The sequence below is a fragment of the Rossellomorea sp. NRS-1567 genome (genome assembly GCF_050467885.1).
Classification (GTDB): Bacteria; Bacillota; Bacilli; order Bacillales; family Bacillaceae_B; genus Rossellomorea; species Rossellomorea aquimaris_C.
Map to the genome: position 1 here is coordinate 112165 of NZ_JBITPL010000017.1, position 12114 is coordinate 124278.

A 12114-nucleotide genomic window follows, 5' to 3' on the forward strand; every position below is an offset into this window, starting at 1 on the left:
TAATACAAAGGGACGGACCTTGTACTTCAAATCAGAAGTACAAGGTCCGTCCCTCTTTTTTATTTTATAAAAGTGATTGAGTTAGGGGAAGTGTTTTGAAATAATTGGAAGAGAAGGATCGTATAGTTTAATTTTAAATGAAAAGGAGGAGTCTGAGTGAAGGAAAATATGAAACTGGCATGGATTGCTTCTTGGTTTGCACTAGTTGGTCAACTGGCATTTTTCATCGGTGTGGCGCTGTTCACAGGGGATTGGCGCTATGTCATGTGGAGTTTTATGGTCAGTATGGCAGTGGGCGTTCCAAGCATGATCCGTACTTGGCTGGCGCAGAAAAGAATAAACGATACAAAAGGGAGTTCCGTCCAATAACTACGGCTTCCTCATTATTCACATAAAGCCAATGAGGCAATTTATCATTCAAGGTTGTAGAGACCGTGGTCAAAATGTATTGGGAAATTGAAACAGGTTTTTTAGTTTGCTTTAGATAAGACTGATGATCGACTTTGTCATTTTGGGAGGTATTTTATGAGCAACCATACGTTCAGACCGTTTCTTGATGCTTTTTTGACAGCCTGGAAATGTTCATCTTTAATGGAGCTGGAACATTTCATATCAAAGGATTATCAAGCGAGAGGGGTTTCTATCGAAAACCTTAAGGTGCAACATGAACAACCGTTGTAATGAATGGGTATATAAACTCTGGTCTCCCTTATACGATACGTTTTTTAACTCAGGTGTATTTCGTAAAGCCCGGCAAAAGGTATTTCAAGGAGAGGCGTTTCATGAAAATCAACGAATCTTATTTGTTGGCGTTGGCACAGGGGCTGACCTGCAATGGATCCATCATCAGACATTGAATATTACCGCGATTGACTATTCGAATGAAATGCTTGGAAAAGCCAGAAAGAAATTCCCGGACTCCCGGATACAATTTCTGAAAATGGATGCACAGAAGATGAGCTTTCACGATCATCAATTCGATGTGGTAATCGGGAGTCTTATTCTATCCGTCGTACCTGATGCAGATCAGTGCCTCAAGGAAATGCTCAGGGTGTTGAAGAAGGATGGTGAGTTGATCCTCTTCGATAAGTTTGCACCTGAAGGAAGAGGACTTTCTCCTATAAAAAAAGTTCTCAGGCCACTGATCAAATTAGCCGGTACCGATATTGGTCTGAGCTTCGAGGCGCTAGTTGAAAAATATAAAGGAACGTTATCTGTGAAAGAGGACATACCATTAATGTTCAATGGGATGTACAGAAAGATTGTGATCAAAAACATCATCGATGAATGATGCTTTAACTTTCTTTCTATCTATCTATGATGGATTTCCAGAGTGAATTAATGCTAAAAAAGGGCTGGCCAGATAGTCGCATCTATGACTCTTCGGCTAACCCCTTATTTATGAATTTCCAATGACCCCGTCCTGACCCCGGAAATCTTAGAAGTTCTTATCCTTCTCTGATTTCCTTTTGAAAAAGAGGATCGTAGCTACAATAAGGACCAGAATAATAGCCATCGGTATGATGACAAATAACGCAACTCCAGAATCTCCAAAGATGGGAATTCCTCCTCTCAGGTGATTGATCATAGCTTCTCTTTTCCCTTTTATTATTTTGATAAAACTTTATGGAGCACACTGGAATGCATCGAGGGACGGACCTTAATTTTACATAAAGAATACTTGAAAAGAAACTCAATTTTTGAAAAACATGTTCCCATCAGGTTCATGCTTTTTTAAATGGGAATATGAAACTTTTTCAAAAAGTTTACGTATAGTACTAGTGAAATGGGATTTTATTCCTGTATAGTTTGAGGGAATGCGCATTTTATTTTGAAGGGAGCGAGAAGAATGAAACGATTAGGAAAGATACTACTCATACCATTGATATCGTTGTTATTCATAAGCTGTTCAAATGATCAACCGGAGCATCAGAAAAAACAGGAAGCTCCGATTACCTTCAAACAAAATGAACAGGAGTTCGAGATTAATTACATGTATAATGAAATGAAGGAGTACATTAGCAGCGTACGTGAGAAATCTGGAAGCAGCAATGAGACGGTGTACATTGACCAGGTTTTTGAACCATTCAAAGAGCTGTCCGAAATTGAAGGTTTCAGCTTAGCTTATCCTTTTGAGCCCACGAATGATTTGGACAAGTTAGAAGAAACAATCGCGGACTTGATACGGGATAAAGATTCCACCGATCAGATCATCAAGGAAGCGTTAATCAAATCGGCAAAGCAGCTTCCTGGAGACAATAAGAAAATTTTTATCTTACCGGCAAATCCTGAAGACACGTTCACTGTGGAAGAAATGGGTGGTGTCGAAGGAATCGTCTTGACCGAGGGTGTGATTGTGTTGAAGCTTTCGGCATCATTCGATAAAGACATATTGAAGTATACGGTTGCCCACGAATATAACCATGCCATTGAGGGAGAAAGCAATGATGGGATGATGCACAGTATATTGGGTGCGGTTGTGATGGAAGGGAAAGCAGATATGTTTGCAAGTAGCCTCTATCCACAAATCGATGTACCCTGGAAAGAAGCGATGAATGAAGAAACAAAAGAAAAAATAGTGAAGGAATTAATGGAAATCGGGGATTCAGGCGATCCAAGACTTTACTTAGGTCTCAGAAGCGGCAATCCTTCAAAAGGTATTCCACAATGGGCCAACTATAAAATCGGATTTGAAATTGTACAAAGCTATTTGAAAAATCATCCTGAAGTTTCGATTGGGAAGTGGACAAGCATGCATGAGCAGGAAATCATTGATGGAAGTGATTATGGAGAAATTACAGCTTCCGAAGAATAATTAGATGATACAACGTAAATGGAGGATAAACATGGAGAATATCGACAAAAGAAATCGTTTGGATGAAGCTCCTTTTCAGTATCGGATCAATAAAGATCAAACCGTTTTTATCGATTATGAAGGAAAACAGGTGAAAATTTTAAAAGGGAAGGAAGCGGAAAAGTTTATTAAAAATGTGAATGCGGCTGAAAATGACAAAGCCGTCCAACTTATCATGGCGAAGATAACAGGCAATTTTAAAAGGGGGAATGAACGGAAGAAGAGGTGAATTATAGGGGAGATGGCATCAGTATCCATCCTGAACAACGTACACTTTACAACTTCAAATACAAACTTTCCTTGGAGGAGGTTAAGATGAATCCCTATTGTAAATCAGCATTACATCAAATTCAGATTTGTATCGAAACCTTAATGAAAATGATCAACCAGTTGGAAGAGAAAGACCTACATATAAGACCTGCTCCAGACAAGTTTTCCGTCGGAGAACTTTTAGAGCATATTGCACTCATTTGTGATGCGGATTGGCGCATATCCAATGAAGATTCTCAAGACGATATGGAAGCTTATTATTTATCGGTTTCATATCAAGGTTTAACATCAATACGAGAAGGATTGCTGGAACATTTTGAATCACTTTGTTCTAATTATCAAAACCTATCAGAAAAAGCTCTTCTCACGGAAACAACTTCCCATTGGGGAGTGACGTACACAAGATATGAATGGCTTTTAGAAATAGTCGCTCATATGTATCACCATAGGGGACAACTACACTCCATGCTGGTGCAATGTGGCAAGGATCCAGGGCTTTTATTGTTTGAATAGAGAGAGGTACTTAAAAACTAACCACCTCTAATTTATAAATAATGACATCAATGTGGGCTTTTTTCATAAAATAATTCTGAGGTGAAAAAAATGCCAAGAGTCAAATACACAGATGCAGATGTTGCTTTGATGGCAAGGATGATGCGAGCGGAAGCCGAGGGTGAAGGGAAACAAGGTATGTTATATGTGGGAAACGTCATCGTGAATCGTGCGAAAGCAGATTGTTTGGACTTTAAAAAGGTGAGAAGTATCCGACAAGTCATATTTCACGTACAGGGAGGAAATTATTCCTTTGAAGCCGTCCAAAAAGGGAACCTCTTTTATAACAGGGCGAGGTCGGTTGAAAAAAAATTAGCCAAAAAGAATTTGGATTATTGGGCCCAGCACCCGGCAAAATATGCTCTTTGGTATTTCAACCCCTATGCCCCATGTCCTCCAACCTGGTACGATCAACCTTTTTCCGGTCAATTTAAAAATCATTGTTATTATGAACCGGCAGCGGGATCATGTGCAAGTGTTTATACGGGTGGGTAACTATACTTTTTTCCATCTGAAAAATTCTGAAGGGAGCCTCCTGGTTAGCGGATGTTCCCCTTTTTTAATTGAGATATTATGGTAAAATCAGGTTGTGATTTCAATAAGAAAGGAGCCTCCCATGAAATTTTATGTTGCATCAAGCTTTCATAACATTAAGCAAGTACGTGACGTCAATGAACGATTGAAAATAAAAGGGTATATCCATACATATGACTGGACTCAGAATGGCAGGGCTTCGACCCTTGAGGAGCTGAAAAAGATTGGTGAAGAGGAAAGACAGGCCATCATCGAATCCGATCTGATCCTCGTATTGTTGCCTGGGGGAAAAGGAAGCCACGTTGAACTGGGGATAGCTCTTGGTCTCAATAAACGGGTAATCTTATATTCCCCTTGTAACGAAGTAAGTGACTTTGATCAGACAACGACATTCTATCATTTGCCAGAGGTCGAAGTATGTACCGGAACCGTTGAGGAATTAGTAGACTATGTGACTGCAGGGAAAGTTTTATGAAAAGAGTCTCACCATCCACAACGAGCTTCACCTATCGATCTATAATCAGGATCGTACAGTGATATAGGAAGACAGCTATTAATAATAGAGGGACGGACCTTGATTTCTAGATACAGAATATTCGACAAGATGTTCATATATTAAAAAAGTGGACCATAAACATTGAAAACCGGTTCATAAATCCTGATTCCTGTTCATAAATCTTTAATCCGGATCAAATGTGGCTCAAACAGGATCATAACTGTACTTAATTGACCTCCAGACTTCTTTCAATAGACTTAAATATTCCTCTAAGCCCTCTTTTTTGTTAAAAGAGGTCATCTCATGCATGAAACTAAGGATTTTTATGAGAGAACGAAGAGTTTTTGATGCGAATTTTGCGAGATTCCATAACGAACGATCCTTTTAAACCAGCATGTACAAGGGAGACGAACATTATGAAAATCCAATTTGATATAAAGGAACTCCTGGCTACCATTCGATCTAATGACAGAACCATCTTAGGAATAGACGGCCTAAGCCGTTCCGGAAAAACAACGTTCGTGGAACAACTCAGGGAAACCCTGAAAAAAGAAAAAAGCGATCACCATATCTTTCACATCGATGACCACATCGTTGAACGCAGGCAACGGTATCATACTGGTCATGAAGAGTGGTATGAATATTTTCACCTGCAATGGGACGTTCGTTGGTTAAGGGAAAACTTTTTTAGAAAGCTGAAGCAGGCCAAGCAAATCACCCTTCCGTTCTATGATTCAAATACGGATTCCCACGACTGTAGAACCATTCCCATGCCTAAGTCCGGTCTCATCATCGTGGAAGGTGTCTTTCTCCAAAGGAAGGAATGGTCAGACTTCTATGACCACCTCATCTTTTTGGATTGTCCCCGGGAAAAAAGGTTTACGCGGGAAGCCGAGACTGCTAAACAGAAGCGGGACAAGTTTGAAAAGAGATATTGGAAGGCGGAAGATTATTATATGGATACCTTTTCTCCATGGGAAAGTGCTGATATTGTTTTGAAGACTTGATAACGATAGAATAGCTTAACCAACCTTGCCTATCATGAAAAGCTATGCCTAGTACCTTAAGTAAGACCGGGAACCAGTATCATGATTTTCCAATTTTAATAAAAACAACGATTGAGTTCCTTATTATTTTTTGAAATAATTGGTATTAATAAGAAAGAGGAGGAGAAGTTTCTTGGTTCCAAATAATCAACCTACACAAACCATTTATTCACCACCCAAACACATCATCTCAGCAGCAACCATCGTACAGAATGAAAAAGGAGAAATCCTGTTAATCAAAGGTCCCCGAAGAGGATGGGAAATGCCGGGTGGACAAGTGGAAGAAGGCGAGTCACTGAAAGAAGCGGCCATCCGGGAAACGAAGGAAGAAAGTGGGATCGATATTGAAATAGTCAAATTTTGCGGGGTGTTTCAGAATGTAAGCCGTTCGATCTGTAACACACTGTTTTTAGCCAGGTCGGTCGGGGGGAAACCGACAACTTCCTCGGAAAGTCTTGAAGTCGCGTTCTTTCCGGTTGAGGAGGCCTTGGATATGGTCAATTGGAAGAACTTCAGGGAGAGAATCGAATACTGTTTGGATGAAACGAAACACCCGTTTTTTATCGATTTTTGATGCGGGGAAGTACCATCCAATTGATATCGAAATAAGAGGTAAATTCAATGTGCCTTCATACTCTGTATAAGGGGTGATGAATGATGTGGTGGTTTGTGATCTTGATTACAGGCACGTTATTATTCGCGTTACTCATTGATATCAGGCGTAAGAAGAGAGGGAATGACCGGCATGTGCAGGGAATCCATCCTGATGCTAAACCGGGTGAAGATCGGAATTACACGATGGGAGGCGGTCGTGACTCCGGTGGCGGTACGGGAAATTGATTTGAAGAGCTCAGAAATTCTTTTCTGGGCTTTTTTCTTCTGTCAGTTTGCGAAGATGGATTTATGATGGTGAAAGCTTGGCGTGTAGTGTCAAATTCATTAAATGAGAGGAAGGAAGTTGCACATTGTATTCTAATAGGAAAGATCTCGAGTTGGTAGGTTATGATGATATCACAGAACTATCAAAGGATTGTAAGTTCTCTAACTGCGCACATGTTCACGAAGCGGACTGTGCCGTCAAGAAAGCCATTGCGGATGGCAATATTTCTGAGGAACGATTTCATTCCTATTATCGAGATAAAAAGGAAGCAGAGTATGTCTCTGTGCAGAAGAATAAGACCAAGGCGGTTGATTATATGAAACAAAGGCAACTTTTTCGAAAACCATAGATTGTCTATTGAAAAAAATTCCATTATACTTCTAAGTGAGAGATGTAGATGAAAGGGGACTTCAACCAGACATGTGGACAATCTTGTAATGATGAACGAGATTAATAGACTATGAACCTATCATTCTGACGGGAGAAGTGTGTCTGTTTAACCATCATATACAAGGAGCGCCTGGTGTGATTGAATACCCGACACCTAGAGTGGATACCTTTGTATCCGCTTTTTTCGTGCCGGGATATATACATCTCTTAGTGTGACACCTTTTAGCTTCCTTTAAAAATAGGAGGAATATGAAATGACCAATCTAAAAGGAAAAGTGGCGATCGTGACAGGAGCAAGTCGCTCAAAAGGAATAGGGGCAGCGATTTGCCGAACACTTGCGAGCGCTGGGGCCGATCTTTTTTTACTCATTTGACCGCGTTTGATGAGACGAGTGGAAATGGAATAGAGAATGAGTTTCCAGATGCCTTATGTGAAGAATTAAAACAAATGGGCGTACGGGCCTTTCATATGGAAGTTGATCTGAGCGAAGACGGATCGTCGCGTCGAATAATGGATCGGGTGGAGGAAACTCTGGGAACACCAAGTATACTAGTAAACAATGCCACATTCGAATCACCGGCCAATTTCCGGACGTTGAATAAAGACATTATGGATAAACATTATCAAGTGAACAACAGCGGGACCCTCATGCTGACCATGGAGTTTGCGAAGCGATATGAAAAAGCCTTTCCTGAAAGAAAAGATGGACGGATCATCAATATGGTGTCGAAGGGTCCTGACCCCAATAATCTGGCCTATATCGCATCAAAAGGTATGTTGATTGCCATCACGGAGCCATTATCCGTCGGCCTCGCGCCGATTGGCATCACCGTCAATTCGATTGATCCGGGTCCGACCGATTCAGGGTGGATCAATGAAGAGTTAAGGGAACACTTACTTCCCATGTTTCCAATGGGACGTTTAGGTGAACCCGAGGATGCAGCGAAGTTAATCCGATTTTTAGCAAGCGATGATTCCGGATGGATCACCGGGCAGCTGATCAAATCAGAGGGTGGTTTTTTGGGTAAATAATTAAGAGGGACGGACCTCCAGCTAAGCGGAGGTCCGTCCCTCTTATTGGTAAAAAATCCCTTGACATTAACATCATGAACGGAGTACTATTTAATTAAACACTGGTCAATAAAAAGGATGAGTAATGTATGTCACCGAGAAAAGCAGTAGCACAGGAGTTAACGAAGGAAATGGTGATGGCGGCGGCACGGGAGCTTTTTCGGAAGAAGGGCTATCAGCAGGTGTCCATGAGGCAGATTGCGTCTGAGCTTGGATACAGTCACGGCTCCATCTACTACCATTTCAAAAATAAAGCAGAATTGTTCTATGCCATGATTGAAACCGATTTTAAGCTGTTGGATCAATGGCTGGATGATGTAATGGATCAGGATATGGGTAACCAAGGGAAATTGAGGGGGATTCTTCTCGCATTCATTCGATTCGGGCTCAGCCATAAAAGCCAGTATGAAATGATGTTTCTGCTTGCGGATGAGGAAGTCAAAAGCTACGTGAACAAAGGACCGAACGAATCTTATGAAAAATTTGCGCAAGCCCTTATTCAGTTAAGCGACAAGAAAATCACCATTCAGCAGACATGGTCGATATTTCTGGCACTACACGGGTTTGTCAGTCACTACTGCCGTTGTGATGAAACCTATGAAGAAGTGGAGAATCTTGCACAATCGCACGTGAATTTTATCCTGAAATCAATAGGGTAAAATTTTTTGGATGTATTTGACCAGTGGTTAATTAAAAGGGGGACTTTTTATGAAAAAGGCAATGGTCGTAGGTGCTTCTGGAGGAATGGGGTATGCCCTTGTAACGGAATTAGTGGGCAGGGGTGTCGAGGTCGTTGCATTTGCAAGAGGAAAAGAGAAGTTGACCAGATTATTCGGAAGTATAGAGTGTGTCACCATAAAGACTGGGGACGCAGAAAATAAAGACCAGCTTATTCATGCTGCAAAGGGCAGTGACATCATCTTTCATGCCATGAACCTTCCTTATGAAGAGTGGAAAGATAAATTAAGTACGATTACAGGAAACATCATCCTTGCAGCGGAACAAAACAACGTAAGGTTGGCCGTGGTAGACAATATCTATGCCTACGGAAGAAGTGGCGGTGCATTTCTGACCGAAGATAGAGAAAAACACCCTCATACACGAAAAGGCAAACTGCGCTTAGAAATGGACCCCATAATCAAGCAATCTTCTGTTCCGGCGCTCATCTGCCATTTTCCAGATTTTTATGGGCCGAATGCTACCAACACCTACATCCACTTCACATTAGAACAGCTTTTGAAAAAGAAAAAAGCGGGATTTGTCGGTCCGAAGAATGTTGTACGTGAATTCATGTATACCAGGGATGGGGCGAAAGCGATGGTCGACTTGGCCAGCCATGATGAAGCATACGGCCAAAATTGGAATATACCTGCCGTCGCACCGATAACCGGGAACGAAGTAGAGCAGATCCTAAAAAGGCAGCTGGGAGAAGAAAAGGGGCTTTACTCCATTTCAAAATCGATGTTTGCCGTATTCTCTCTTTTTGCAGGGAAGGGAATGCGTGAGGCGTTGGAGATGCAGTACATTAACTCTGAACCTACCATTCTATCTGGAGAAAAGATGGCTGGATTGTTGGGCAAGAGGCAGCACACATCCTATGAACAGGGTATTGCAGAAACAATTGCATTTATGAGAAGGTAATCAGACACCGGACCCCCAGCCTGCCTATTTACAAATTTACCAAAAAGTGAAATAATTAAGGAAATGTCGGAGGAGGGAAAGTAAGTTTATGGAACCAACTAATTGCTAATTAATTTATTTTTTAAATTAATACGGGTTTTTGTATCGAGTGTGAACAGACCTATGGAAGACAGGTTTATTTGTTATGCTCTTTATGGAATCAGGGCAATTAGAAGGAAACTTACTTTACTGATATCAGGATGATCTTGTTTCATGAAGCAATAAAGCTTCAGCTGGCTTGGCCATGCATTTTTATGGCGTGTGCTTGCTGTTGTAGAGCTTTATGAACAAGATGATACATGGATGCTACAGGACTGTAAGAAGAAACCCTCTTCTTATGGTCTTTTTTTTATACAAATGAATAGAAGTGAAGGTCTTTCTTAACGCCATCCATAAAAAGTGTAACGTCAAATATGGATGAGAGAAGGGACGTGTATGTTGGAACTAAAATTAAATGGGATCAAAAAATATATGGAAGCGACTCTGATCGTGAAGGATGTATCGCTGGAAGTGTATGAAGGGGATAAGGTCGGAATCGTCGGGGCAAATGGAAGCGGTAAGAGCACAATCTTGAAGCTGATTGCAGGAATCGAGCAGATGAACTACTATCCTGGTTACCCCCAGACATCTAGTCATGGATATGACGAAGGTCTCATTCATATGTCGAGGGGAGCGACAACAGCGTATCTGGAACAGTCTCCTGTGTACCCAAAAGGGGTGAAAGTCAGTGATGTCCTGAATCTGGCCTTTTAAGAGATTGACAGAGTAGAGAAACAGATGCGTGAACAGGAAGAGCAGATGACCTTTTTACAGGAGGAAGAGCTCCAGTGGGCACTTACTAAATACAGTGATCTCACTCAGCTGTTTGAAGTAAAGGGAGGGTATGAACGAGAGGGAAAAATAGCAGGGTTTGCACGGGACTGCAGCTGACGGAGAGTTTCTTGGAAAGGGATTTCGACTTATTGAGCGGAGGGGAGAAGACAACGGTCATACTCGGAAAGATCCTGATTCACGAGCCGGATATCCTGCTTCTAGATGAGCCGACCAATCATCTTGATATGGAATCGATTGAATGGCTGGAGGGCTATCTGAAGAGCTACAGAGGAATGGTTATCATCGTATCCCATGATCGCTATTTTCTGGATAACGTCGTGACAAAGATCATTGAAATTGAGGATATGACTTCGATTAGCTACAAAGGAAACTACTCCGCTTTTATCAGCCAAAAAGAAGAAAACATGCGCATTAAATACGAGCATTTCAGGGAGCAGCAAAAGAAAATCCACCGCATGGAAAAGACCGTGATGAGCCTCAGGGACTGGGCGATGAGGGCTGATAATACCAAGTTCTTTAAGAGGGCGGCAAGCGTTCAAAAGAAGCTGGAAAAGATTGATCGCATCGATAAGCCAGTATTTGAACGAAGGAATATGAGGCTGGATGTGAGAGCTGCAGAGAGATCTGGAAATGAAACACTCAAGGCGGTGGGGCTTTCTAAACGCTATGGGGATAAAATGATTTTTAACAACACAGACGTGATGATTCGTTTTGGAGAAAGAGTGGGCATGCTGGGTCCGAATGGAAGTGGGAAGACCACTTTCCTGAAGATGCTTATAGGAGAAGTTCAGGCGGATGAAGGCAAAATTCAATTCGGTGCCAATGTAAAGGCGGCCTATCTACCACAAAATATTGCCTTTTCCGATGAGGAAGTCACCGTGCTGGACTGCATAAAGGAAGACATTTCCATTCTGGAAGGAAAGGCACGGGAATACCTGGCGAAGTTCATGTTCTACAAAGGCACTGTCTTCAAGAAAGTAAAGAATCTTTCAGGCGGGGAAAGAATCAGGTTGAAGCTTGCCATGCTATTATTTCAGGATATCAATCTACTGATACTTGATGAGCCGACCAATCATCTCGATATTGATTCAATCGAAACCCTTGAGTCAGCACTTGATGACTTCGAAGGAACGATTTTCTTCATTTCCCACGATTGGTATTTTATCAACCGGATGGCGGAGAGAATCATTGCTGTAGAGGATCATTCCCTGAGGAGCTATCATGGGAATTACAATGAGCATAAACGTGAAAAAGAGAAGCGAAGCCAAGTAGATAGAAAAGATCCCGGTAGTGAAAAGATCAAGAAACCAGTAGAGGAATCAGAGGCGAAAAGCAATGAAGCCGCACTTCCGAAAGTAATGAAAAGAATTGAGAGCTTTGAATAAGAAATAAAGGAGATCGACCTGGCCATGGCGGAGGGACAGGTCGCTCACGATGCTCTTAATCAGCTGAATGGTCAGAAGCTTGACTACGTCAATGAGCTGGATTCCGCGATGGAGCTGTGGT

General features: G+C 41.6%; 19 protein-coding genes. 18 read left to right on the top strand and 1 reads right to left on the bottom strand.

Features of this window, described 5'->3' with window-relative positions; genetic code table 11:
* The first annotated feature begins 156 nt into the window (after positions 1-156).
* The 3 genes from ACIFOD_RS13210 to ACIFOD_RS13220 all read left to right on the top strand — a co-directional run bounded on the left by ACIFOD_RS13210 (position 157) and on the right by ACIFOD_RS13220 (position 1291).
* Complete coding sequence (locus ACIFOD_RS13210) at positions 157-369, top strand: hypothetical protein (protein ID WP_430315045.1); 213 nt, start codon at positions 157-159, stop codon at positions 367-369.
* 156 nt (positions 370-525) lie between these two features.
* The gene (locus ACIFOD_RS13215) at positions 526-681 is read left to right on the top strand and encodes a hypothetical protein (RefSeq protein WP_430315046.1); all 156 of its coding nucleotides are present in this window, start codon (positions 526-528) and stop codon (positions 679-681) included.
* Entirely contained in the window at positions 665-1291 is a 627-nt protein-coding gene (locus tag ACIFOD_RS13220) for a class I SAM-dependent methyltransferase (protein WP_430315047.1), read from the top strand. Before ACIFOD_RS13215 ends, ACIFOD_RS13220 begins: the two co-directional genes overlap by 17 nt.
* A 147-nt stretch (positions 1292-1438) precedes the next feature.
* On the opposite strand, the gene ACIFOD_RS13225 is transcribed toward ACIFOD_RS13220, so the two are convergent.
* Positions 1439-1588, bottom strand: a complete 150-nt coding sequence (locus tag ACIFOD_RS13225; RefSeq protein WP_430315048.1) for a hypothetical protein — start codon at positions 1586-1588, stop codon at positions 1439-1441.
* A gap of 261 nt (positions 1589-1849) precedes the next feature.
* On the opposite strand from ACIFOD_RS13225, the gene ACIFOD_RS13230 reads away from it, so the two are divergent.
* The 15 genes from ACIFOD_RS13230 to abc-f all read left to right on the top strand — a co-directional run bounded on the left by ACIFOD_RS13230 (position 1850) and on the right by abc-f (position 11993).
* Positions 1850-2815, top strand: a complete 966-nt coding sequence (locus ACIFOD_RS13230; protein WP_430315049.1) for a DUF2268 domain-containing protein — start codon at positions 1850-1852, stop codon at positions 2813-2815.
* Positions 2816-2846: 31 nt separating this feature from the next.
* On the top strand, positions 2847-3083 hold the full coding sequence (locus ACIFOD_RS13235) for a hypothetical protein (protein ID WP_430315050.1): 237 nt from the start codon (positions 2847-2849) through the stop codon (positions 3081-3083).
* A gap of 86 nt (positions 3084-3169) precedes the next feature.
* Positions 3170-3637, top strand: a complete 468-nt coding sequence (locus ACIFOD_RS13240) for a DinB family protein (RefSeq protein ID WP_430315051.1) — start codon at positions 3170-3172, stop codon at positions 3635-3637.
* Between the two features lie 90 nt (positions 3638-3727).
* On the top strand, positions 3728-4171 hold the full coding sequence (locus ACIFOD_RS13245; RefSeq protein WP_148967906.1) for a cell wall hydrolase: 444 nt from the start codon (positions 3728-3730) through the stop codon (positions 4169-4171).
* A 121-nt stretch (positions 4172-4292) separates the two neighbouring features.
* The gene (locus tag ACIFOD_RS13250) at positions 4293-4685 is read left to right on the top strand and encodes a nucleoside 2-deoxyribosyltransferase (RefSeq protein ID WP_430315052.1); all 393 of its coding nucleotides are present in this window, start codon (positions 4293-4295) and stop codon (positions 4683-4685) included.
* 437 nt (positions 4686-5122) lie between these two features.
* A complete protein-coding gene (locus tag ACIFOD_RS13255) occupies positions 5123-5713 on the top strand; it encodes a kinase (protein ID WP_430315053.1) in 591 nt (196 codons plus the stop codon).
* Positions 5714-5885: 172 nt separating this feature from the next.
* Entirely contained in the window at positions 5886-6326 is a 441-nt protein-coding gene (locus ACIFOD_RS13260; RefSeq protein ID WP_430315054.1) for an NUDIX hydrolase, read from the top strand.
* Positions 6327-6409: 83 nt separating this feature from the next.
* Complete coding sequence (locus ACIFOD_RS13265) at positions 6410-6592, top strand: hypothetical protein (RefSeq protein WP_113970331.1); 183 nt, start codon at positions 6410-6412, stop codon at positions 6590-6592.
* A gap of 125 nt (positions 6593-6717) precedes the next feature.
* The gene (locus tag ACIFOD_RS13270) at positions 6718-6981 is read left to right on the top strand and encodes a hypothetical protein (RefSeq protein ID WP_430315055.1); all 264 of its coding nucleotides are present in this window, start codon (positions 6718-6720) and stop codon (positions 6979-6981) included.
* A 411-nt stretch (positions 6982-7392) separates the two neighbouring features.
* The gene (locus tag ACIFOD_RS13275) at positions 7393-8055 is read left to right on the top strand and encodes an SDR family oxidoreductase (RefSeq protein ID WP_430315056.1); all 663 of its coding nucleotides are present in this window, start codon (positions 7393-7395) and stop codon (positions 8053-8055) included.
* A gap of 128 nt (positions 8056-8183) precedes the next feature.
* Entirely contained in the window at positions 8184-8753 is a 570-nt protein-coding gene (locus tag ACIFOD_RS13280; protein WP_430315057.1) for a TetR/AcrR family transcriptional regulator, read from the top strand.
* A gap of 49 nt (positions 8754-8802) precedes the next feature.
* The gene (locus ACIFOD_RS13285; RefSeq protein WP_430315058.1) at positions 8803-9735 is read left to right on the top strand and encodes an NAD(P)H-binding protein; all 933 of its coding nucleotides are present in this window, start codon (positions 8803-8805) and stop codon (positions 9733-9735) included.
* Between the two features lie 474 nt (positions 9736-10209).
* Positions 10210-10527, top strand: a complete 318-nt coding sequence (locus ACIFOD_RS13290) for an ATP-binding cassette domain-containing protein (protein ID WP_430315059.1) — start codon at positions 10210-10212, stop codon at positions 10525-10527.
* Between the two features lie 24 nt (positions 10528-10551).
* The gene (locus tag ACIFOD_RS13295; RefSeq protein ID WP_430315060.1) at positions 10552-10704 is read left to right on the top strand and encodes a hypothetical protein; all 153 of its coding nucleotides are present in this window, start codon (positions 10552-10554) and stop codon (positions 10702-10704) included.
* An 11-nt stretch (positions 10705-10715) separates the two neighbouring features.
* On the top strand, positions 10716-11993 hold the full coding sequence (gene abc-f / locus ACIFOD_RS13300; protein WP_430315061.1) for a ribosomal protection-like ABC-F family protein: 1278 nt from the start codon (positions 10716-10718) through the stop codon (positions 11991-11993).
* Positions 11994-12114: the final 121 nt, after the last annotated feature.

Bases quoted from the DNA above. Each gene is read 5' to 3' on its own strand.
- ACIFOD_RS13215 (WP_430315046.1), top strand. From the start codon at position 526: ATGAGCAACCATACGTTCAGACCGTTTCTTGATGCTTTTTTGACAGCC.
- ACIFOD_RS13250 (WP_430315052.1), top strand. From the start codon at position 4,293: ATGAAATTTTATGTTGCATCAAGCTTTCATAACATTAAGCAAGTACGT.
- ACIFOD_RS13220 (WP_430315047.1), top strand. From the start codon at position 665: ATGAACAACCGTTGTAATGAATGGGTATATAAACTCTGGTCTCCCTTA.
- ACIFOD_RS13245 (WP_148967906.1), top strand. From the start codon at position 3,728: ATGCCAAGAGTCAAATACACAGATGCAGATGTTGCTTTGATGGCAAGG.
- ACIFOD_RS13240 (WP_430315051.1), top strand. From the start codon at position 3,170: ATGAATCCCTATTGTAAATCAGCATTACATCAAATTCAGATTTGTATC.
- ACIFOD_RS13285 (WP_430315058.1), top strand. From the start codon at position 8,803: ATGAAAAAGGCAATGGTCGTAGGTGCTTCTGGAGGAATGGGGTATGCC.
- ACIFOD_RS13295 (WP_430315060.1), top strand. From the start codon at position 10,552: ATGCGTGAACAGGAAGAGCAGATGACCTTTTTACAGGAGGAAGAGCTC.
- ACIFOD_RS13225 (WP_430315048.1), bottom strand. From the start codon at position 1,588: ATGATCAATCACCTGAGAGGAGGAATTCCCATCTTTGGAGATTCTGGA.
- ACIFOD_RS13230 (WP_430315049.1), top strand. From the start codon at position 1,850: ATGAAACGATTAGGAAAGATACTACTCATACCATTGATATCGTTGTTA.
- ACIFOD_RS13255 (WP_430315053.1), top strand. From the start codon at position 5,123: ATGAAAATCCAATTTGATATAAAGGAACTCCTGGCTACCATTCGATCT.
- ACIFOD_RS13235 (WP_430315050.1), top strand. From the start codon at position 2,847: ATGGAGAATATCGACAAAAGAAATCGTTTGGATGAAGCTCCTTTTCAG.
- ACIFOD_RS13290 (WP_430315059.1), top strand. From the start codon at position 10,210: ATGTTGGAACTAAAATTAAATGGGATCAAAAAATATATGGAAGCGACT.
- ACIFOD_RS13265 (WP_113970331.1), top strand. From the start codon at position 6,410: ATGTGGTGGTTTGTGATCTTGATTACAGGCACGTTATTATTCGCGTTA.
- ACIFOD_RS13280 (WP_430315057.1), top strand. From the start codon at position 8,184: ATGTCACCGAGAAAAGCAGTAGCACAGGAGTTAACGAAGGAAATGGTG.